Genomic DNA, 20,433 nt, shown 5'->3' on the forward strand with positions numbered 1-20,433 from the left:
CGTTCCTCCCTCATTGAACGGCCAATAATAAATGTGATTTATGTCACATATAAATATGCAAAAATATTTATATTTCATAATAAACATTGCTTACATCACCCAAACGAATAAAATCTGTCCGCCCGGCGCAAAGTCAACGCGCTTTACATTTCTATTCACAGGCCAGTCATGACTAACAGCAACCGTATCAAGCTCACATGGATCAGCTTCTTCTCCTACGCCCTGACCGGCGCGTTGGTGATCGTCACCGGGATGGTGATGGGAAACATCGCAGATTATTTCCATCTGCCCGTTTCCAGTATGAGCAACACCTTTACCTTCCTTAACGCCGGTATCCTGATTTCTATCTTTCTGAATGCCTGGCTGATGGAAATCGTTCCGCTGAAAACCCAGCTTCGCTTCGGCTTTATTCTGATGGTGCTGGCCGTCGCGGGGCTGATGTTCAGCCACAGCCTGGCGCTGTTCTCCGCGTCAATGTTTGTCCTGGGCCTGGTCAGCGGGATCACCATGTCGATCGGTACCTTCCTGATCACCCATCTGTATGAAGGGCGTCAGCGCGGCGCGCGTCTGCTGTTTACCGACTCTTTCTTCAGCATGGCGGGCATGATCTTCCCGATGCTGGCGGCTTATCTGCTGGCGCGCAGCATCGAATGGTACTGGGTTTATGCCTGCATCGGCCTGGTCTACGTCGCTATTTTCGTGCTGACTTTTGGCTGTGAATTCCCGGTATTGGGTAAAAAAGCCCAGCAGGACAGCCAGCCGGTGGTAAAAGAGAAATGGGGTATCGGCGTGCTGTTTCTCTCCATTGCCGCCTTGTGCTATATCCTCGGCCAGTTAGGTTTTATCTCCTGGGTGCCGGAATACGCCAAAGGCCTGGGTATGAGTCTTGGCGATGCGGGTAAACTGGTGAGCGATTTCTGGATGTCGTACATGATCGGTATGTGGTCATTCAGCGTTATCCTGCGCTTCTTTGACCTGCAGCGTATTCTGACCGTGCTGGCTGGCCTGGCGACGGTACTGATGTATCTGTTTATTAACGGTTCGCCGGAACATATGCCATGGTTTATCCTGAGCCTCGGCTTCTTCTCCAGCGCGATCTACACTTCAATCATTACCCTGGGCTCGCTGCAGACTAAAGTATCCTCGCCGAAGCTGGTCAACTTTATTCTGACCTGCGGCACCGTCGGCACCATGCTGACCTTCGTCGTGACCGGCCCTATCGTCGCCGCCAGCGGCCCGCTGGCCGCGCTGCATACCGCTAACGGCCTCTATGCTGTGGTATTTGTGATGTGTCTGATACTCGGCTTTGTCTCCCGCCACCGCCAGAATAACGCGACAGCGGCATCTCACTAAGCCTCAGGCCCCTTTGTTCCGGCAAAGGGGCCATTTCTGCTAAAAAACAGCTCCTCTCCGCCGCTATCCGTCTGCACCCAGGTCTGCGCCAGCTGCGTTGTGGCGATCACCCTCCCCTGACGGATTGACCAGCGTACCGGAACCTGACAACGCACCGCTTCAAAACCATTTTCGGCGGGCAGAATCACCAGATTCGCCATATTCCCGGACGCGATACCGTAATCGCTCAGGCCCAACGTGCGGGCGCTGTTTTCCGTCACCAGTTTCAGCCCATCGTTAATCTGCTGATAGCCCATCATCTGACAAACGTGCAGCCCCATATGCAGCACCTGCAGCATATTGCCGGTCCCCAGCGGATACCACGGGTCAAAGACATCATCATGACCAAAACAGACGTTTATTCCCGCCGCCAGCAGCTCCTTAACCCGGGTAATTCCGCGACGTTTCGGATAGTCATCAAACCGTCCCTGCAGATGGATATTAACCAGCGGATTCGCAACGAAATTAATACCGGAAAGCTTCAGTAAGCGGAAAAGACGCGAGGTATAAGCGCCATTATAGGAGTGCATTGCGGTAGTATGGCTGGCGGTCACTCGCGGCCCGATCCCCTCTTTTAGCGCCAGGGCCGCCACGGTTTCAACGAATCGCGACTGCTCATCATCAATTTCATCGCAATGAATATCCAGCGGCCGCTGATACTTCTGCGCCAGGCGAAAAGCGATATGCAGGGATTCCACGCCATATTCCCGCGTGAACTCAAAATGGGGGATCGCGCCCACCACATCGGCTCCCAGGCGTAGCGCCTCTTCCAGCAAAGCTTCACCGTTGGGGTAAGATAAAATGCCTTCTTGCGGGAAGGCGACAATCTGTAATTCTACCCACGGCGCCACCTCCTGTTTTACCTCCAGCATCGCTTTGAGCGCGGTCAGCGTAGGATCAGAAACATCCACATGGGTACGGACAAACTGAATGCCGTTGGCAATCTGCCATTTCAGCGTTTTCCACGCCCGGGTTTTCACGTCCTCATGGCTCAATAACGCCTTACGCTCCGCCCAGCGTTCAATTCCTTCAAACAACGTCCCGGACTGATTCCAGTTCGGCTCACCGGCAGTTTGGGTCGTATCGAGGTGAATATGCGGTTCAATAAAAGGCGGAATTGCCAGTCCACCGCGGGCATTCAATACTTCATAACTTTCGCTACGCGCCTCTCTCATTGGGGTGATATCCCCGAAGCGCCCCTTGTCTATCGCTATCTGCCATAACCCTTCGCGATCGGGCAGACGAACATTCTCAATTAACCAAAGCGGCGCTGCTGTCATATCGATGGCTCCCGTAAATATTGCTGAAGGTAGGCGTAACCCGGTGTGGTTGCTTGTAGCTAGCGTTGTACATAAAAAAAGCAAAAAGGAAAAGCCAGCGTTTTCCATAACTTATAAAAACACTGATAAATCATTAACATACCCATTAAGTGGTAGGCAAAGGTGCAATTGATTTGCATCAATAAGCGTCACGACTGAATCGTTAAGGTAGGCGGTAATAGAAAAGAAATCGAGGCAAAAATGAGCAAAGTCAGACTCGCTATTATCGGTAATGGTATGGTCGGCCATCGCTTTATTGAGGACCTTCTTGATAAATCCGACGCTGCCAATTTTGACATTACCGTGTTCTGTGAAGAACCCCGCAAAGCATACGACCGTGTCCACCTCTCTTCCTACTTCTCCCACCACACCGCTGAAGAGCTGTCTCTGGTGCGTGAAGGCTTTTATGAGAAGCACGGCGTTAACGTTCTGGTCGGCGAACGCGCCATTACGATCAACCGTCAGGAGAAGGTCATCCACTCCAGCGCGGGTCGTACGGTCTATTACGATAAACTGATCATGGCGACCGGCTCCTGGCCGTGGATCCCGCCAATTAAAGGTTCCGAAACCCAGGACTGCTTTGTTTACCGTACCATTGAAGATCTCAACGCCATTGAAGCCTGCGCCCGTCGCAGCAAACGCGGCGCGGTGGTCGGCGGCGGCCTGCTGGGTCTGGAAGCCGCTGGAGCGCTGAAAAACTTAGGCGTCGAAACCCACGTTATCGAATTTGCCCCCATGCTGATGGCAGAACAGCTGGATCAGATGGGCGGCGAGCAGCTACGCCGTAAAATCGAAAGCATGGGCGTGCGCGTACATACCAGCAAAAACACCAAAGAGATCGTTCAGGAAGGCACCGAAGCGCGTAAAACCATGCGTTTTGCCGACGGTAGCGAGCTGGAAGTCGATTTCATCGTTTTCTCTACCGGTATCCGCCCGCGTGACAAACTGGCCACCCAGTGCGGCCTGGAGGTCGCTCAGCGCGGCGGTATCGTGATTAACGACGCCTGCCAGACGTCTGACCCGGATATCTACGCGATTGGCGAATGCGCCAGCTGGCACAACCGCGTGTACGGTCTGGTCGCGCCTGGCTACAAAATGGCGCAGGTTGCCGTTGACCACATCCTCGAAACCGAAAACGCATTTGAAGGCGCAGACCTCAGCGCCAGGCTGAAGCTGCTGGGCGTAGACGTCGGCGGCATTGGCGATGCGCATGGCCGCACGCCGGGCGCGCGTAGCTACGTTTACCTCGACGAAAGCAAAGAGGTCTACAAACGCCTCATCGTCAGCGAAGACAACAAAACCCTGCTCGGCGCGGTGCTGGTGGGCGATACCAGCGATTACGGCAACCTGCTGCAACTGGTGCTGAACGCGATTGAACTGCCGGAAAACCCGGACTCGCTGATCCTGCCGGCACATTCTGGCAGCGGTAAGCCTTCCATTGGCGTTGATAAACTGCCGGACAGCGCGCAAATCTGTTCCTGCTTTGACGTCACCAAAGGGATGCTGGTCGCCGCCATCAACAAAGGCTGCCACACCGTTGCGGCGCTGAAAGCGGAAACCAAAGCCGGTACTGGCTGCGGCGGCTGTATTCCGCTGGTTACTCAGGTTCTGAACGCCGAACTGGCGAAACAGGGTATTGAAGTGAACAACAACCTGTGTGAGCACTTTGCGTACTCACGTCAGGAACTGTTCCACCTCATCCGCGTGGAAGGCATTAAAACCTTTGAAGAACTGCTGGCGAAACACGGTAAAGGCTACGGCTGCGAAGTGTGTAAACCGACCGTCGGTTCTCTGCTGGCCTCCTGCTGGAACGAATACATTCTGAAGCCACAGCACACCCCGCTACAGGATACCAACGACAACTTCCTGGCGAACATCCAGAAAGATGGCACTTACTCCGTGATCCCGCGTTCTGCGGGCGGCGAAATCACGCCGGAAGGTCTGGTGGCCGTAGGTCGCATCGCGCGTGAGTTTAACCTGTACACCAAAATTACCGGTTCTCAGCGTATTGGTTTGTTCGGCGCGCAGAAAGACGATCTGCCGGAAATCTGGCGTCAGTTGATTGAAGCGGGCTTCGAAACCGGTCACGCGTATGCCAAAGCGCTGCGTATGGCGAAAACCTGCGTGGGCAGCACCTGGTGCCGCTACGGCGTGGGCGACAGCGTCGGCTTCGGCGTCGAGCTGGAAAACCGCTACAAAGGCATCCGTACCCCGCACAAAATGAAATTTGGCGTCTCCGGCTGTACCCGTGAATGTGCGGAAGCCCAGGGTAAAGACGTGGGGATTATCGCCACGGAAAAAGGCTGGAACCTGTACGTCTGCGGTAACGGCGGGATGAAACCGCGTCATGCAGACCTGCTGGCGGCGGATATCGACCGCGAAACGCTGGTTAAATACCTCGACCGCTTCATGATGTTCTACATCCGTACCGCCGACAAACTGACCCGTACCGCACCGTGGTTAGATAACCTGGAAGGCGGCATCGACTACCTGAAGTCGGTCATCATCGACGACAAACTGGGCCTGAACGCGCATCTGGAAGAAGAGATGACCCGCCTGCGTGAAGCGGTGGTATGCGAGTGGACGGAGACCGTAAATACGCCGTCTGCGCAGGTTCGTTTCAGACACTTTATCAACAGCGATAAGCGCGACCCGAATGTTCAGGTGGTTCCTGAGCGTGAACAGCATCGTCCGGCGACGCCGTACGAACGCATTCCGGTAACTCTGGTGGAGGAAAACGCATGAGCCAGTGGAAAAACATCTGCAAAATCGATGACATTCTGCCGGAAACCGGCGTCTGCGCGCTGTCAGGCGAAAAGCAGGTCGCCATTTTCCGTCCATATCACAGCGACCAGGTGTTCGCGATCAGCAACATCGACCCGTTTTTTGAGTCCAGCGTGCTGTCGCGCGGGTTGATTGCCGAGCATCAGGGCGAACTGTGGGTTGCCAGTCCGCTGAAAAAACAGCGTTTCCGTCTGAGTGACGGTCTGTGCATGGAAGATGAAAGCCATTCCGTCGCGCACTACGAAGCTCGCGTGAAAGACGGCGTGGTGCAACTGCGCATTTGATGAATCTGGAGGCGCAACGCCTGGTACTGAACGCGTCAGTCAGGCAGCCTGACGACAATGGAGGCTCACCGGCCATGAATTACTCTCGGGAATACTTTGTCCGGTATCGTATTCATGGGATCAGGTTATTGGTATGCTACGACAAAAGCGGAGCCCCGGCTCCGGAAAAATAAACAGGAGTCTGTTTTAGCAGGTTTGAATACGCGCTGTGCGCCCCCCCTTCTCACGTACACTCGGCACGTGAGAAGGGTTTGCCACGCTCGCCCTGCGAGGCGTTCGAACGAGCAAACAAGATAACCTGACAAGCCAGAAAGGCTGCAGCCAATAATTTAAGAGGTAATGTCGTGGACCATTTGCCTATATTTTGTCAATTACGCGATCGCGACTGCCTGTTAGTCGGCGGCGGCGATGTCGCCGAGCGTAAAGCCCGTCTGTTGCTGGACGCGGGCGCCAGATTAACGGTCAATGCGCTGGATTTCATCCCCCAGTTCCAGGTGTGGGCCGATTCACACAGACTGACCCTGGTGAAAGGCGAGTTTAACCCCGCCCTGCTCAATAACTGCTGGCTGGCTATTGCCGCTACCGACGACGAAGCGGTCAATCAGCAGGTTAGCGATGCGGCGGAAGCCCGGCGAATATTTTGCAACGTGGTGGACGCGCCTCAGCAAGCCAGCTTTATCATGCCGTCGATTATCGATCGCTCGCCGCTGATGGTTGCCGTCTCATCTGGCGGTACCTCACCGGTACTGGCTCGTCTGCTGCGCGAAAAGCTGGAGTCGGTTTTGCCGTTACATTTGGGTCAACTGGCCCACTACGCGGGCCAGTTGCGTTCCCGGGTGAAGAAACAGTTTGCCACCGTCGGGGAACGGCGGCGCTTCTGGGAAAAACTGTTTGTTAACGACAGGCTGGCGCAATCTTTGGCCAATGAAGATCGTCAGGCCGTGGTGGATACTACGGAACAGTTGCTGACTGAACCGCTGGATCATCGCGGCGAAGTCGTTCTGGTTGGCGCAGGGCCCGGTGACGCAGGGCTACTCACGCTAAAAGGGCTACAGCAAATCCAGCAGGCGGATGTGGTGGTTTATGACCGCCTGGTTTCCGACGATATTATGAACCTGGTGCGCCGCGATGCCGACCGGGTGTTTGTCGGCAAACGCGCAGGCTATCACTGCGTTCCGCAGGAAGAGATTAACCAGATTTTGCTGCGTGAAGCCAGGAGCGGGAAACGCGTAGTTCGGCTGAAAGGCGGCGACCCGTTTATCTTTGGTCGCGGCGGTGAAGAGCTGGAAACCCTGTGTCAGGCAGGGATTCCTTTCTCCGTCGTGCCGGGCATTACCGCCGCCTCCGGCTGCTCGGCTTATTCCGGTATCCCTCTCACCCATCGTGATTATTCTCAGGGGGTGCGTCTGGTCACTGGTCATCTCAAGACCGGTGGCGAACTGGACTGGGAAAACCTGGCGGCCGAAAAGCAAACGCTGGTGTTCTATATGGGCCTGAATCAGGCGCCCGCTATCAGGGAAAAACTGATAGCCCACGGTATGGCGGCCGACACGCCTGCAGCAATTGTTGAGAACGGTACGGCGGTAACTCAGAAGGTGGTCACCGGTACCTTAGAACAGTTGGATCTGCTGGCTCAGCAGATGGCCAGTCCGGCGCTGATTATCGTGGGCCGCGTGGTCGGTTTGCGCGATAAGCTGAACTGGTTCTCAAACCACTAATCTTTCCGCTCATCCATAGTAAAAAGCCGGATGCATCGCACCCGGCTTTTTTATTTCGTTGCGACCATCAAGATGGCTCAGGGTTTAGCAACAAACCCAATCGCTTCGTAGACTGCTTTCAACGTCACGGAAGCGCGAGCGCTGGCTTTCTCCGCGCCCTCTTTCATCACCTGGTTCAGGAAGGCTTCGTCACTACGGAACCGGTGATAGCGCGCCTGCAGCTCGGTCAGCATACCAGAAACCGCTTCTGCCACTTCCCCCTTCAGATGACCATACATCTTGCCTGCAAAATGCTGTTCCAGCTCAGGGATGCTCTGACCGGTGACCGCCGAGAGGATATCCAACAGGTTGGAAACGCCCGCTTTATTTTCAATATCGTAACGAACAACCGGCGGCTCGTCAGAGTCAGTAACCGCACGTTTGATTTTTTTCACTACCGATTTCGGATCTTCCAGCAGGCCGATAACGTTATTACGGTTATCGTCTGACTTGGACATCTTTTTGCTCGGCTCCAGCAGAGACATCACGCGTGCGCCGGATTTCGGGATAAACGGTTCCGGTACTTTAAACACGTCGCCGTAAATAGCGTTGAAGCGCTGGGCGATATCTCGGCTCAGTTCCAGATGCTGTTTCTGATCTTCGCCGACCGGTACCTGGTTGGTTTGATACAGGAGAATATCGGCAGCCATCAGCACCGGATAGTCAAACAGACCGGCGTTAATATTTTCCGCGTAACGGGATGATTTATCTTTAAACTGGGTCATCCGGCTCAGCTCGCCGAAATAGGTGTAGCAGTTCAGCGCCCAGCCCAACTGGGCATGCTCCGGCACGTGAGACTGCACGAAGATGGTGCTTTTTTCCGGGTCAATGCCGCACGCCAGGTACAGCGCAAGCGTATCCAGCGTAGCTTTACGTAGTTGCTGCGGATCCTGGCGGACGGTAATCGCATGCTGATCAACGATGCAGTAAATGCAGTGGTAATCGTCCTGCATGTTTACCCACTGACGCAGCGCCCCCATATAGTTGCCAATGGTCAATTCACCGGAGGGCTGTGCGCCACTAAAAACGATGGGCTTAGTCATTTTTTATTCCTGAGTCTCACTGAACGGTAGCCCGAAAGCAGGCAAAAGTTCATTAAATTGGTCAAAGATATAATCCGGCTCGCTCAGTGAAATTGGCTCGCCGTAGTTGTAGCCGTAAGTCAGGCCGATTGAACAGCAACCTGCCGCTTTCGCCGCCTGAATATCATTACGTGAATCGCCGACAAACAGCAGCTCAGCCGGTGTCAGCCCCAGTTTTTTGGCCACCAGAAGCAACGGATCGGGATGTGGCTTCTTGTTCTTCACATCATCACCGCCAATCACCACGCTAAAATAGCTGGCGATATCCAGCGCCCCCAGAATCGGCGCGACAAACGGCGTTGGCTTATTGGTCACCAGCGCCAGCGGCAAGCCTTTAGCGTGCAGCCTGGCAAGCGTATCCGCTACATTCGGGAACAGAAAGCTTCCCTCTTCCGCGGTTTCTGCATAGTAGCGGTCGAACAACTTACGCAAAATAGCCTGCTGTTCGCTCTGCGGAATATCATCATGCTCGACGGAAGGTTTGCCCTGCGCGGCACGCAGCGTCGTACGCTCCTGACGTGCCCAGGCCAAAGCCCGTTGCATCAAGACATCCGCGCCGTTGCCAATCCAGGTCACAACGCGCGCCTCGCCCGCCATCGGGAGTTCCAGCGCATACAACGCGTTATCAACGGCAGCGGTCAATCCCGGCGCGCTGTCCACCAGCGTCCCATCAAGATCAAACGCCACGCCGCGAATGGTTTGTAACTTATCCATGGCTAACCTTTGCTAATTCGCTACGCATTTGATCAATCACTTTTTTGTAGTCAGGCTGATCGAAAATAGCCGATCCGGCCACAAACATATCTGCACCGGCTTCGGCAATCTCTGCAATATTATTGACTTTTACGCCGCCATCAACTTCCAGACGAATATCGTAGCCCGACGCATCGATACGGCGACGAACTTCACGCAGTTTATCAAGGGTATGAGGAATAAAAGACTGACCGCCAAAGCCCGGATTCACGGACATCAGCAGAATGACATCCAGCTTATCCATCACGTAATCAAGATAGCTTAGCGACGTCGCCGGATTAAACACCAGCCCCGCTTTACAACCGTGCTCTTTGATGAGCTGTAGCGTGCGGTCAACGTGCTCAGAGGCTTCAGGGTGAAAGGTAATAATGCTGGCGCCCGCGGCGGCGAAATCAGGGACGATACGGTCAACCGGCTTAACCATCAAATGCACATCAATAGGGGCGGTGATACCGTAATGACGCAGCGCTTTCAGCACCATAGGACCAATAGTCAGATTTGGCACATAGTGGTTGTCCATCACGTCAAAGTGCACAACATCCGCACCCGCGGCCAGCGCACTGGCGGTATCCTCGCCCAAACGAGCAAAATCTGCCGACAGAATCGAAGGGGCAATCAAATACTGCTTCATCCGCATCTCCTTGAAATTTATTAGGTCTTGGGCGGACAGTACAGAGCCAGAAGCTCGTCCACCTTCTTACGTGTCCCACCGTTACTGCTGATGCTGCGGCGAACCTTCACGATATGCGTCTCAGCGGCATTTTTATACCACTCCTGAGTCAGCGGCGTACGATGGTTTGAGATAAGCACAGGAATACGCTTTTTCATCAGCGATTCCGCCTTTTTCGCCAGTAATTCCTGCTGTTGCTCACTAAAGCTATTTGTATGATAGGCCGTAAAATTCGCCGTTGACGACAGGGGGGCATACGGTGGATCGCAATAAACAACCGAGCGATGATCCGCACGTTTCATACAATCTTCATAAGACTCACAATGAAACTCTGCATGCTGTGCTTTCTCCGCGAAATGGTACAGTTCAGCCTCTGGAAAGTAAGGCTTTTTATAGCGGCCAAACGGCACATTAAATTCACCGCTCAGGTTGTAACGGCACAGGCCATTGTACCCATGGCGATTCAGATACAGGAACAGCACCGCCCGACGCAACGGCTCCTCGATTTGATTGAATTCATCACGAAACTGGTAGTACCGTTCTGCGACGTTGTTCTCAGGAGTAAACATTTCGCGCGCCGCCGCAACGTACTCATCGGTTTGCAGTTTGACCAGCTTATACAGACTGATCAAATCACTATTGATATCAGCGAGGATATAACGCGAAAAATCGGTATTCAGAAATACCGATCCGGCCCCCACAAAAGGCTCAATCAAGCATTCGCCCTGCGGCAAGTGCTTCTTAATATCATCAAGCAGGGGGTATTTCCCCCCCGCCCATTTCAGAAAAGCGCGATTCTTTTTCATGCTGCCTAACTAATTACACATTCTCCGGCTGTGGAGAAAGCTCCGACAGCATCCTGCGCTTCAGACTACACTGCGGCATTATTTCAGGTCAGACTGAACCTGGTGCAGCGGTTTCGCCCACGGGTTCTTTGCCTGTACATCTGCCGGCAGAGTGGCAACGGCTCGCTTCGCTTCATCTTTCGAAGCATAAATTCCGCTCACCAGAACATACCACGGCTGACCGTTACGCGTAGTCTCATAGACAACATATTTGTTCAGCTTCTCTTTCTTCGCCCAATTGTTGAGATTGTTGTAGTTAGAGGAGCTACTGAGCTGCAGAGTATAGTGACTGGATGGCGCAGACTTCATCGCGCCAATGTCACCCGTACTTTTCCGGGCTGCGGTAGTCGCTGCAACCGCTGCTGGCTGAGCCGGTTTCGTCTGCGCGGAGGCCGCAGGCTTAGTCGGCTGGGCCGCTGGCGCTTTTACAGGCGCTGCGGCGGCAACGCTTTCTACACGCTTCGGCTGAATCACCACCGGTTTCGGCTCAGCCGGCGCTTTCACCTTAGCCTGCGTTTTAGGCTCTATCACCGTATGCTTACGCTCAGCCCGACGCGGCTCCGCTGCCGTCTGACGTTCCACTGTTGCCTGCCGAGGTGCGTTACCATTACGGATCGGAGCGACCGTAGCGGGTTCAGTTGGCAACGTAGAATCCGCTACCACGCTATCAATCTGGCCCTGCTGTTGGGTCAGCGCGCTGTTCAGGTCACCCTGAACCTCAACACGTTGCTGCCCTTGCGGTTCTGTGGTTGTCGGGGCCTGCGGGTTAGAAGCGACTGGCGGCAGAGAGACGTCCTGCGGTTGCGAATTGTTCGCCACTGTCGCATCCTGCGCGGCAGGTTGGGCATGATTATCCTCAGCACCGGACAAATTGATGCTCTTCTCGCCAGAAGCCGTTTGCTCACCAGATGAAGAGGAAGGTGATTTCAACGCCGACCCAACGCCAACAATCAGCAGCAGAAGGACGAGTATCCCCACGCCCATCATAATGTACTGACGGGAAGCAGGTTTAGCCGGCGCCTTCTTACGCCTGCGCGGACGACGTTCAACCTGAGGCGTTTCGCCACCGTCATCATCCGGCTCCAGATCCTCGTCATACTCTTCATATTGTTCTTCATCGTGCGCGCGGCGTGTTCTACTGCCGCGGGTCGGACGATTATCGTCAGCATCATCAATATCAAGATCATCAAAATTGATTTGCGGATCGGCATCACGCTCTGCTGACTGACGAGAACGACCAGTACGACGATCGTTGCGATCGGCTTTCATATCGTCTTCTGGCTTTAATTCATCCATTTAACACCCCACTAAAAGGCTTATGCTCACGACTATTGCATATCACCCGAAATGATAACGCCGCGCGAGCGCGGCCAGACCTTCTTATTTTTGCGCAAGCTGGGTATCAGCAATCGCGCCCATAACCACATCATGCGACACGCCACCGCGTATCTCGCTCTTCCCTATCGCAAGAGGGAGCACCAGTCGCATTGCACCTGCCAGCACCTTTTTATCACGCATCATGTGAGGCAAATACGCTTCTGCAGGCATCGCCTCCGGCCCACATATCGGTAAATCCGCACGCTGCAATAACTGAATAATTCTCCGCGTATCTTGCGCGCTAAACTGCCCTAAACGCTCGGATACGCGCGCCGCCATAACCATACCGGCAGCCACCGCTTCACCATGTAACCAGTTACCGTAGCCCATTTCAGCTTCGATAGCATGACCAAAAGTATGTCCAAGATTGAGTAAAGCACGCAGCCCGGTTTCTCGCTCGTCGGCCGCGACAACATCAGCTTTCAGTTCACAACAGCGACGAATGCAGTAAGCCATTGCTTTTTCGTCCAGCGCCATCAAAGCATCAATATTATTTTCCATCCAGTCGAAGAATTCGCCGTCGAGGATAATACCGTACTTGATGACTTCAGCCAGACCGGAAGAAAGCTCACGCTTAGGCAGTGTTTTGAGGCAGTTGAGATCGACAACAACAGAAACTGGCTGCCAGAAAGCGCCAATCATATTCTTACCAAGAGGATGGTTGACCGCCGTTTTACCGCCAACCGAAGAATCCACCTGCGACAAGAGCGTGGTGGGAACCTGGATAAAACGTACCCCGCGTTGATAGCTGGCTGCGGCAAATCCGGTTAAATCGCCAATCACCCCACCGCCGAGCGCCACTAAGGTGGTGTCACGGCCGTGTGGTTTTTGCAACAGAGCGGTAAAAACGCTATCCATCACAGCCAGGCTTTTATACTGCTCGCCATCAGGAAGAATCACGCTGTCGACTTTCACGCCCGCGTTCTCAAGCACAGAACGCACAGTATCCAGATAGAGCGGAGCCAGCGTTTCATTGGTGACCAGCATAACCTGGTCGCCTGATTTCAGTGGCAGGAAGGAAGCTGGATCGTTAAACAAACCAGCCGCGATGGTAATCGGGTAACTACGTTCCCCGAGGGTTACAGTAAGCCTCTCCATAACGCGACATCCACCTCAGTTGCTTTTACTCTGACGAACCTTATTAAGCCAGAATCAGTTGCTTTCCAGCATATGAATAATCTGGTTTGCTACCACTTTCGCGCTTTGATCGTCGGTGCGGATAGTGACATCGGCAATCTCCTCATACAGCGGATTCCGTTCATCCGCCAACGCTTCCAGAACTTCGCGAGGCGGCGAATCAACCTGTAATAAAGGACGCTTTTTATCACGCTGCGTACGGGCAAGCTGCTTTTCGATAGTTGTTTCCAGGTAGACCACCACGCCGCGGGCGGAGAGACGGTTACGCGTTTCACGGGATTTTACAGAGCCGCCGCCAGTCGCCAGCACAATTCCCTGTTTTTCCGTCAACTCATTGATGATTTTTTCTTCACGGTCGCGGAAGCCGTCTTCGCCTTCGACATCAAAGACCCAACCCACATCTGCGCCAGTGCGTTTCTCAATTTCTTGATCGGAATCGTAAAATTCCATGTTGAGCTGTTGGGCTAACTGGCGCCCAATAGTGCTTTTGCCGGCACCCATAGGCCCAACCAGAAAGATATTGCGTTTCTCTGCCATTTTTTCGGTACTACTAAGACTATTCGTTAATGATAAACCCGCTGCGCAGACATCCGGCGCAGCAGGGCATGAACTGAAACCTCATATGCGATAGAGCGAGAGTCAGACTAAAAATTATCTCAATACTCCGGCTGGTTTGGCAACAGAATAAATCACCGGGCAAGAAAGGGAGGATTGATGTCGTACACGACTCTCAAATCGGTACTCCTTGTATGCTAAATCCGTCCTCACGTCAAACACCTGAAACGTGTTTAGCATGAAAAACCCGATTAATGAGCCGCCAGAATCCGTGGAGTAATGAAGACAACCAGTTCACGTTTTTCGTTATCTTTACCGTCACGACGGAACAACGACCCAAGCCAGGGGATATCGCTAAGCAGAGGGATACCATCGCGCGAAGATTTATTTCTTTGCGAAAAGATACCCCCTAAGGCCAGAGTCTCACCGCTTTTCACTTCGATCTGTGTTTCAATTTCTTGTTTATCAATAGCCAGCGCCTCGCCGTGTTCCTGTTTCAGCACTTGTCCCGGTGTGTTTTCGCTGATTCTGAGCTTTAAACGCACACGATCCTGCTGTAAGACGGTGGGCGTCACCTCCATCCCTAGCACCGCCTCCTTAAACTCAACCGAGGTTGCACCGTTGTCTCCTCTGGAGACCTGATAAGGGATTTCGCTGCCCTGCTTAATGCTGGCGGGCTGCATATGCGAAGCCAGCAGCCGCGGGCTGGCGATAATGTCTACCTGCTGTTTTTTCTCAAGCGCGGAGAGTTCCAGCGCCAGCAGCCGCCCGCTTATACGACCAATATTAAAACCCGCTCGCGTGGCGGCATCGCTTGACGCCAGGTTGCTGTTTAAAACCGTTAGCTTCCCCGACCCCGGCGGACTGCTGGCTTCCTCCAGACTCCATTTAACGCCCAGCTCACGCAGGCTGGTTTCGCTCATTGAAACAATATGTGCCGCTAGTTCGACCTGGCCAACGGGTATATCCATTTCCCTTGCCCATGCCTTTAACGCCGGGAGGTGTCGCTCATCATCCCTGATAAGTAAACGGTTTGTGCGTTTATCGACGGTCAAGTGCCCGCGAGCGCTCAGTAATTTTTCTCCGGCTTTAGCGAGATCTTCAGCATGGGCATAATGTAAAGTCACGCTATGCCCATGCAAAGGGAGATTCTGTAAACGCTTTGCTCTCTCCGCCTCAAGCTGCCCCCGTTGCGCCTTCTGCCAGGCCTGGGTATGAACATGCAATACCGAGCCTTGCTGCGTCAGCGCCAGACCCGCGCTGTCGATCACCGAGCGCAGTGCCTGCGACCAGGACACATTCTTAAGATGCAGAGATACGGTACCGCTGACATCCGGGGCCACCACAAGATTTTTTTGTTTTATCTCCGCGAGCGTTTGCAGCACCTGAGCCACCGGCGCATCATCGACGATCAGCGACACGGGAAGATCTTTTTTGGCCGCGGTGACAATTACCGGCAACAGCAGAAACAGCAGATTTATCCATCTCATCATTTTTTCTTCCCTTGCGCTGCCAGACCCATTGCGCAGGCTCACACCCCGGGCCGGTCACGATGACGATTTTCTCTGTCGTCAGAAGCGTAATACGCCAGTTCGTTGACAACGTTTCATCCACCTTCACACGGCGCCACTTTCCGTCGCTATCCTGCAAAATTCCAGTAAGAACCAGTGAATCGCCGATTGCCCCGCCATAGCGCCACTGGTTAAGTTGCGTCGTACGACAAAGATCAATCGCTGGCTGAAACGGATCGCGTTCTTCTGCGAACAGCAGAAACGGAAATAGCAATAAAGACGACCATTTATTGCGCATCTTCGGCCTCCAGTTGCACAGTCAGCAGTAAAGCCTGTTTTTCCGGCCGTATTGAAAATGCCGTTACCCCCATTCCGCAGCGGGCGAACCAGGAAAACAGCACAGGCACCGCTTGCCAGTCAACTGACAGTTGCATCTCTCCCCCTCGCCTCATCGGTCGCCAGGCAACAAGCGCCGCCCTCCTAACGGGAATATCAACAGGAGAAAAGACCTGAGTGGGGACGTCATCTCTTCTGGCGTTCTGTAACGTGGCTCGCAGTGGCAACAGTTTCTTCCACTGCGCCTGCATACGCTGCAGATCCCTTTCTTGTGTGTCTGGCGCAGAAGACGAGAGCCACAGCCAGCCCCCGACAATGAGAAGCAAAATAACAGGCAACACGAACAGGCTTTTACACTCAGACAGCCAACGCTCAATGCACGCCCGCATCTTCACTCTCTCCGGCCATGGAAAAGCTGAATAACCAGCGCCCTTCGCTATCGCGGTGTGTTTCACCGGCCTGAGCCGGACGGAAACCAGTTATGTTCTCCAGCGCCTTCTCCAGCGCGGCTAACCCTTTAATATTTAACGTTAGCCCACGCAGTAACAGCGCATTTTGTCGGTATTCCAGATGCGTTAACCAGGCTTGTGCCGGTAACCGGGCGGCGATCATTCGCAATCCTGGTTGCCATGCAGCGGTTTTCTCTCGCCGCCGCCGACTCTGGCGCAGCCGCTCGTACTGCTGTAGCTGTTGCTGCATTACTCGTTCACGCTGTTGAAACGCGGTGTAAAGGCGGTTTTCAGCGTTTATTCTCACCGTTTCAAACGCGTGGTTAACTTGCCTGTTGAGCCGTGAGGTAACCAACAGCGCGAGCAGGATAAGCAGGAACCCTGCGACCAGTAGTCCGCCCATCTGCAGACGCTGCCGTCGGCGCGTTTCACGCCAGGGCAGAAAGTTGACTATCTGGACCATGGTTGACGACCTCCCAGCGCCAGGCCCAGCGCAACGGTAAAGCTGTCGCTACAGGCCGGGAGAGGAGGCTGCAACCGATGAATGACGCTCCAGACGTCAAAGCTTTGCTCGTCGCACGGCGTGGAAGCGCAGAGCCAAAATTCCCCTGCGCCCACCTGTGACACCAGACGGGAAAAAGATGGGATTTCGCTGTATACGCAACATCCCCAGCTATCGACTGTCGCCCAAAGCCAGCTATCTTCGCCTCGCCACGCCAGACCATGGGTCCGGGAGGGCAACCAGGGGAAAAAAGCTCTGAGCGCGCAGGCATCCGGAACAATCCCCACGACACTCAGCTTGAGACGTTTCGCCAGGCGGCACAGCACATTAATATCTAACCGCTGTGCCGCGGTGACTCGCCAGCCGTCATCCATGCCGCTCGCAGAATAATCGACACATAATGAAGAAGCAGAACATTCCAGTTGCTGCGCCATTGCGCTGGCTATCCAGGCCGCCTGCTCGCTTTCATTTAATGAAGTTTGCGGACGCGGCAGTTGTTTTTGCAATGTTCGCGCCGCTGGAAAAGCGATACAAACCTGATGCTGCAAAGGTAGCTCACGCCGCCAGTTCTGCAGTTGCCGGGCCAATGCGTCGACATCGACAATCAACCCCTGACGCACGGTACCGGGCGTTAATGGGATTTCCCACCAGCGACGTAACGCCCAGCGTGAGCGCTCATACGCCAGCGCGACAATCGCGATATGATCCTGCTGGATATGCATTCCTATGCGCCAGTTTCTAAAGGCCATTCTGACGATCTCCTTATCAGCCAACATGTTTCGCTATATCAATGCACCAGGCTTGCCTTTATACTACTGCGCGTTTGTTTATAAACTGCCCAATTCAAACTAAATGAGAAATCTCCGGTGAAGTTCGTAAAGTATCTTTTTATCCTTGCCATCTGTTGCGTATTGCTGGGAGCAGGCTCAATTTTTGGTCTCTATAAATACATAGAGCCTCAGCTCCCTGACGTCGCGACGCTGAAGGATGTACACCTGCAAATCCCGATGCAGGTCTATAGCGCGGATGGCGAGCTGATCGCGCAATACGGCGAAAAACGCCGTATTCCCGTCACGCTAAAACAAATACCGCCTGCGCTGATAAACGCGTTTATCGCCACCGAAGACAGCCGTTTTTATGAGCACCATGGCGTCGACCCGATCGGGATTTTCCGCGCCGCCAGCGTGGCGATGTTCTCCGGTCACGCTTCTCAGGGCGCCAGTACTATCACTCAACAGCTCGCGCGTAACTTCTTTCTGAGCCCCGAGAAGACGCTGATGCGTAAGGTGAAAGAGGCCTTCCTGGCGATCCGCATTGAACAATTGCTCACGAAAGATGAAATTCTTGAACTGTACCTGAACAAAATCTATCTCGGTTATCGCGCCTACGGCGTCGGTGCCGCCGCTCAGGTATATTTCGGTAAAACCGTCGACCAGCTCACGCTGAGTGAGATAGCCGTGATCGCCGGCTTGCCTAAAGCACCGTCAACATTTAATCCACTCTATTCTCTGGACCGCGCCACTGCACGCCGCAACGTGGTGCTCTCGCGTATGCTGAGCGAAGGCTACATCACCCAGTCGCAATACGATCAGGCGCGTAGTCAGGCCATTGACGCCAGTTACCATGCGCCGAAAATCGCCTTCTCATCCCCCTATCTCAGCGAAATGGTGCGTCAGGAGATGGTCAGCCGTTACGGCGAGCGGGCTTACGAAGACGGCTATCGCGTCTATACCACCATTACGCGAAAAAGCCAGTTGGCTGCTCAGCAGGCAGTACGCGATAACGTGATAAATTATGATATGCGTCACGGTTATCGCGGCCCTGCAGGCGTGCTGTGGAAAGTCGGCGAAACGCCATGGGATAGCCACAAAATCATCGACGCGTTGAAAAAAATTCCCGGCTTTGGCCCCCTCACGCCGGCGGTTATCACGTCGGTGAGTCCGCAGGAAGCCATCGCGCTGCTGAGTAACGGAACATCGGTGTCGCTGAATATGGAAGGCGTGCGTTGGGCGCGTCGGTTCATTTCCGACACTCAGCAAGGCGCCACGCCGCGTAAAGTGAATGATGTTCTGCAGGCCGGACAGCAGGTCTGGGTACGCCAGGTGAGTAATAACTGGTGGCTGGCGCAGGTGCCGGATGTCAACTCCGCGCTGGTATCAATTAATCCGCAAAACGGCGCAATTATCGCGCTGGTCGGCGGTTTTGATTTTAACCAAAGTAAATTCAACCGTGCGACTCAGGCGCTGCGCCAGGTCGGCTCGAACATTAAGCCATTCCTTTATACTGCGGCAATGGATAAAGGTTTAACGCTGGCGAGCATGCTCAACGATGTTCCGATTTCCCGCTGGGATGCGGGTTCCGGCTCAGACTGGCGGCCCAAGAATTCGCCGCCGCAATACGCGGGTCCCATCCGCTTGCGCCAGGGATTAGGGCAATCGAAGAACGTCGTGATGGTCCGCGCGATGCGCGCCATGGGGGTGGACTATGCTGCCGACTATCTCCAGCGTTTCGGCTTCCCGGCACAAAACATTGTGCGGACCGAGTCACTGGCGCTGGGTTCAGCATCCTTCACGCCGCTCCAGGTTGCACGCGGCTATTCCGTCATGGCTAACGGCGGTTTCCTGATCACCCCGTATTTCATCAGCAAAATAGAGAACGATCAGGGCGGCGTCATTTTCGAGGAACGGCCGAAAACGGCCTGTCCACAGTGCAACATTCCGGTGATTTATGGCGATACACCGAAATCAAATGTGCTGGAGAATAAGGATGTTGAGGACGTTGCCACTTCTCAGGAACCGCAAAACGCCAGTGTTCCTCCGCAGCCTCAGCTTGAGCAGGTGAACCCATCGCTGGTTGCGCAGAGCGGTGTGCCGGAATATGCGCCACACGTCATCAACACACCGCTGGCCTTCCTGATTAAAAGCGCCCTGAACACCAATATCTTCGGCGAACCCGGCTGGATGGGGACAGGCTGGCGCGCAGGTCGCGACCTGCAACGTCACGATATTGGCGGCAAAACCGGGACCACCAATAATTCAAAGGATGCGTGGTTCTCCGGCTACGGTCCCGGCGTGGTGACATCGGTCTGGATTGGCTTTGATGATCACCGTCGTGATCTGGGGCGTACCACTGCCTCCGGCGTCATCAAAGATCAAATATCGGGTTACGAAGGTGGCGCTAAAAGCGCGCAACCGGCCTGGGATGAGTTTATGAAAATCGAGCTGGCGGGCGTACCAGAGCAGCCGCTAACGCCACCGCCTGGCATCATTACGGTGAATATCGATCCCAGTACGGGCCAACTGGCCAGCGGCGGTAATGGCCGTCCCGAATACTTTATCGATGGTACTCAACCGACGCAACAAGCGGTTCATGAAGTCGGCACCACCCTCACCGATGGCGGGGGCGAGACCCACGAACTGTTCTGACAAAACACGCATCTGGGGCTAACATGGATCGTTAAGCCCCATTTGTCAGGTTCACCCAGTTTCTACGCGTTTGCACTCTCGTCAGGTTTCCTGATGTTCCCTGCGGCTACCCGGCAGTTGAAAGCCATAAAAAACAGACGATAGCCGAAATTATTCAGGTTGAATCAGGAGAGAAAACGAGCAGACCGTATGTGGCTTTCGCCAGAGGGATCCCAAAAAGGCAGCATAAACTTCAATAAATTGCTTAACTAACTG

18 protein-coding genes and 1 pseudogene are annotated in these 20,433 nt (G+C 54.1%); 6 read left to right on the forward strand and 13 right to left on the reverse strand.

Annotated elements, in window-relative coordinates; genetic code table 11:
* Positions 1-168: 168 nt before the first annotated feature.
* Complete coding sequence (tsgA, locus tag ABK821_RS21775) at positions 169-1,353, forward strand: MFS transporter TsgA (protein ID WP_343178050.1); 1,185 nt, start codon at positions 169-171, stop codon at positions 1,351-1,353.
* Here the strand turns inward: tsgA and ABK821_RS21780 are convergent.
* Positions 1,350-2,672 (reverse strand): cytosine deaminase, encoded by a 1,323-nt coding sequence (locus ABK821_RS21780; protein ID WP_395034127.1) that lies wholly within the window; start codon positions 2,670-2,672, stop codon positions 1,350-1,352. The genes tsgA and ABK821_RS21780 overlap by 4 nt on opposite strands.
* 240 nt (positions 2,673-2,912) lie before the next feature.
* On the opposite strand from ABK821_RS21780, the gene nirB reads away from it, so the two are divergent.
* The 4 genes and pseudogenes from nirB to cysG all read left to right on the forward strand — a co-directional run bounded on the left by nirB (position 2,913) and on the right by cysG (position 7,497).
* Positions 2,913-5,456 carry an NADPH-nitrite reductase large subunit gene (nirB, locus tag ABK821_RS21785; protein WP_138359228.1) on the forward strand — a complete coding sequence of 848 codons (2,544 nt, stop codon included), beginning with the start codon at positions 2,913-2,915 and terminating at the stop codon, positions 5,454-5,456.
* On the forward strand, positions 5,453-5,779 hold the full coding sequence (nirD, locus tag ABK821_RS21790) for a nitrite reductase small subunit NirD (RefSeq protein WP_138359230.1): 327 nt from the start codon (positions 5,453-5,455) through the stop codon (positions 5,777-5,779). Before nirB ends, nirD begins: the two co-directional genes overlap by 4 nt.
* Before the next feature lie 78 nt (positions 5,780-5,857).
* Positions 5,858-5,932: pseudogene (locus ABK821_RS21795) on the forward strand (hypothetical protein); the annotation flags it as partial.
* A gap of 191 nt (positions 5,933-6,123) precedes the next feature.
* Positions 6,124-7,497: a siroheme synthase CysG gene (gene cysG, locus ABK821_RS21800; RefSeq protein WP_138359232.1), complete on the forward strand. Its 1,374-nt coding sequence runs from the start codon at positions 6,124-6,126 to the stop codon at positions 7,495-7,497.
* Between the two features lie 77 nt (positions 7,498-7,574).
* On the opposite strand, the gene trpS is transcribed toward cysG, so the two are convergent.
* The 12 genes from trpS to ABK821_RS21860 form a co-directional block, all read right to left on the reverse strand.
* Positions 7,575-8,579, reverse strand: a complete 1,005-nt coding sequence (trpS, locus tag ABK821_RS21805) for a tryptophan--tRNA ligase (protein WP_138359234.1) — start codon at positions 8,577-8,579, stop codon at positions 7,575-7,577.
* A 3-nt stretch (positions 8,580-8,582) separates the two neighbouring features.
* Positions 8,583-9,332 carry a phosphoglycolate phosphatase gene (gene gph / locus ABK821_RS21810; protein ID WP_138359236.1) on the reverse strand — a complete coding sequence of 250 codons (750 nt, stop codon included), beginning with the start codon at positions 9,330-9,332 and terminating at the stop codon, positions 8,583-8,585.
* Entirely contained in the window at positions 9,325-10,002 is a 678-nt protein-coding gene (gene rpe / locus ABK821_RS21815; RefSeq protein ID WP_138359238.1) for a ribulose-phosphate 3-epimerase, read from the reverse strand. The genes gph and rpe overlap by 8 nt, the downstream gene beginning before the upstream one ends.
* Before the next feature lie 20 nt (positions 10,003-10,022).
* Positions 10,023-10,847, reverse strand: a complete 825-nt coding sequence (gene dam, locus ABK821_RS21820; protein ID WP_138359240.1) for an adenine-specific DNA-methyltransferase — start codon at positions 10,845-10,847, stop codon at positions 10,023-10,025.
* Positions 10,848-10,925: 78 nt separating this feature from the next.
* Complete coding sequence (gene damX / locus ABK821_RS21825) at positions 10,926-12,182, reverse strand: cell division protein DamX (protein WP_343178052.1); 1,257 nt, start codon at positions 12,180-12,182, stop codon at positions 10,926-10,928.
* Positions 12,183-12,266: 84 nt separating this feature from the next.
* Positions 12,267-13,361 carry a 3-dehydroquinate synthase gene (gene aroB, locus ABK821_RS21830; RefSeq protein WP_142503088.1) on the reverse strand — a complete coding sequence of 365 codons (1,095 nt, stop codon included), beginning with the start codon at positions 13,359-13,361 and terminating at the stop codon, positions 12,267-12,269.
* 54 nt (positions 13,362-13,415) lie between these two features.
* On the reverse strand, positions 13,416-13,937 hold the full coding sequence (gene aroK, locus ABK821_RS21835; protein WP_138359246.1) for a shikimate kinase AroK: 522 nt from the start codon (positions 13,935-13,937) through the stop codon (positions 13,416-13,418).
* A gap of 269 nt (positions 13,938-14,206) precedes the next feature.
* Complete coding sequence (gene hofQ, locus ABK821_RS21840; protein WP_343178053.1) at positions 14,207-15,448, reverse strand: DNA uptake porin HofQ; 1,242 nt, start codon at positions 15,446-15,448, stop codon at positions 14,207-14,209.
* Positions 15,357-15,764: a HofP DNA utilization family protein gene (locus tag ABK821_RS21845; protein WP_343178054.1), complete on the reverse strand. Its 408-nt coding sequence runs from the start codon at positions 15,762-15,764 to the stop codon at positions 15,357-15,359. Before ABK821_RS21845 ends, hofQ begins: the two co-directional genes overlap by 92 nt.
* On the reverse strand, positions 15,754-15,900 hold the full coding sequence (locus tag ABK821_RS21850; RefSeq protein ID WP_260607928.1) for a hypothetical protein: 147 nt from the start codon (positions 15,898-15,900) through the stop codon (positions 15,754-15,756). Before ABK821_RS21850 ends, ABK821_RS21845 begins: the two co-directional genes overlap by 11 nt.
* 274 nt (positions 15,901-16,174) lie before the next feature.
* Positions 16,175-16,714 carry a PilN domain-containing protein gene (locus tag ABK821_RS21855; protein ID WP_138359254.1) on the reverse strand — a complete coding sequence of 180 codons (540 nt, stop codon included), beginning with the start codon at positions 16,712-16,714 and terminating at the stop codon, positions 16,175-16,177.
* Positions 16,702-17,502 carry a pilus assembly protein gene (locus ABK821_RS21860; protein WP_142503092.1) on the reverse strand — a complete coding sequence of 267 codons (801 nt, stop codon included), beginning with the start codon at positions 17,500-17,502 and terminating at the stop codon, positions 16,702-16,704. Before ABK821_RS21860 ends, ABK821_RS21855 begins: the two co-directional genes overlap by 13 nt.
* Positions 17,503-17,619: 117 nt before the next feature.
* Between ABK821_RS21860 and mrcA the strand changes: the two genes are divergently transcribed.
* Positions 17,620-20,178: a peptidoglycan glycosyltransferase/peptidoglycan DD-transpeptidase MrcA gene (gene mrcA, locus ABK821_RS21865; protein ID WP_142503093.1), complete on the forward strand. Its 2,559-nt coding sequence runs from the start codon at positions 17,620-17,622 to the stop codon at positions 20,176-20,178.
* Positions 20,179-20,433: the final 255 nt, after the last annotated feature.

Source organism: Klebsiella sp. KE9456 (genome assembly GCF_043832615.1).
Classification (GTDB): Bacteria; Pseudomonadota; Gammaproteobacteria; order Enterobacterales; family Enterobacteriaceae; genus Klebsiella; species Klebsiella indica.

Bases quoted from the DNA above. Each gene is read 5' to 3' on its own strand.
- tsgA (WP_343178050.1), top strand. From the start codon at position 169: ATGACTAACAGCAACCGTATCAAGCTCACATGGATCAGCTTCTTCTCC.
- ABK821_RS21780 (WP_395034127.1), bottom strand. From the start codon at position 2,672: ATGACAGCAGCGCCGCTTTGGTTAATTGAGAATGTTCGTCTGCCCGAT.
- nirB (WP_138359228.1), top strand. From the start codon at position 2,913: ATGAGCAAAGTCAGACTCGCTATTATCGGTAATGGTATGGTCGGCCAT.
- nirD (WP_138359230.1), top strand. From the start codon at position 5,453: ATGAGCCAGTGGAAAAACATCTGCAAAATCGATGACATTCTGCCGGAA.
- trpS (WP_138359234.1), bottom strand. From the start codon at position 8,579: ATGACTAAGCCCATCGTTTTTAGTGGCGCACAGCCCTCCGGTGAATTG.
- gph (WP_138359236.1), bottom strand. From the start codon at position 9,332: ATGGATAAGTTACAAACCATTCGCGGCGTGGCGTTTGATCTTGATGGG.
- rpe (WP_138359238.1), bottom strand. From the start codon at position 10,002: ATGAAGCAGTATTTGATTGCCCCTTCGATTCTGTCGGCAGATTTTGCT.
- dam (WP_138359240.1), bottom strand. From the start codon at position 10,847: ATGAAAAAGAATCGCGCTTTTCTGAAATGGGCGGGGGGGAAATACCCC.
- damX (WP_343178052.1), bottom strand. From the start codon at position 12,182: ATGGATGAATTAAAGCCAGAAGACGATATGAAAGCCGATCGCAACGAT.
- aroB (WP_142503088.1), bottom strand. From the start codon at position 13,361: ATGGAGAGGCTTACTGTAACCCTCGGGGAACGTAGTTACCCGATTACC.
- aroK (WP_138359246.1), bottom strand. From the start codon at position 13,937: ATGGCAGAGAAACGCAATATCTTTCTGGTTGGGCCTATGGGTGCCGGC.
- hofQ (WP_343178053.1), bottom strand. From the start codon at position 15,448: ATGATGAGATGGATAAATCTGCTGTTTCTGCTGTTGCCGGTAATTGTC.
- ABK821_RS21845 (WP_343178054.1), bottom strand. From the start codon at position 15,764: ATGCGCAATAAATGGTCGTCTTTATTGCTATTTCCGTTTCTGCTGTTC.
- ABK821_RS21850 (WP_260607928.1), bottom strand. From the start codon at position 15,900: ATGCAACTGTCAGTTGACTGGCAAGCGGTGCCTGTGCTGTTTTCCTGG.
- ABK821_RS21855 (WP_138359254.1), bottom strand. From the start codon at position 16,714: ATGGTCCAGATAGTCAACTTTCTGCCCTGGCGTGAAACGCGCCGACGG.
- ABK821_RS21860 (WP_142503092.1), bottom strand. From the start codon at position 17,502: ATGGCCTTTAGAAACTGGCGCATAGGAATGCATATCCAGCAGGATCAT.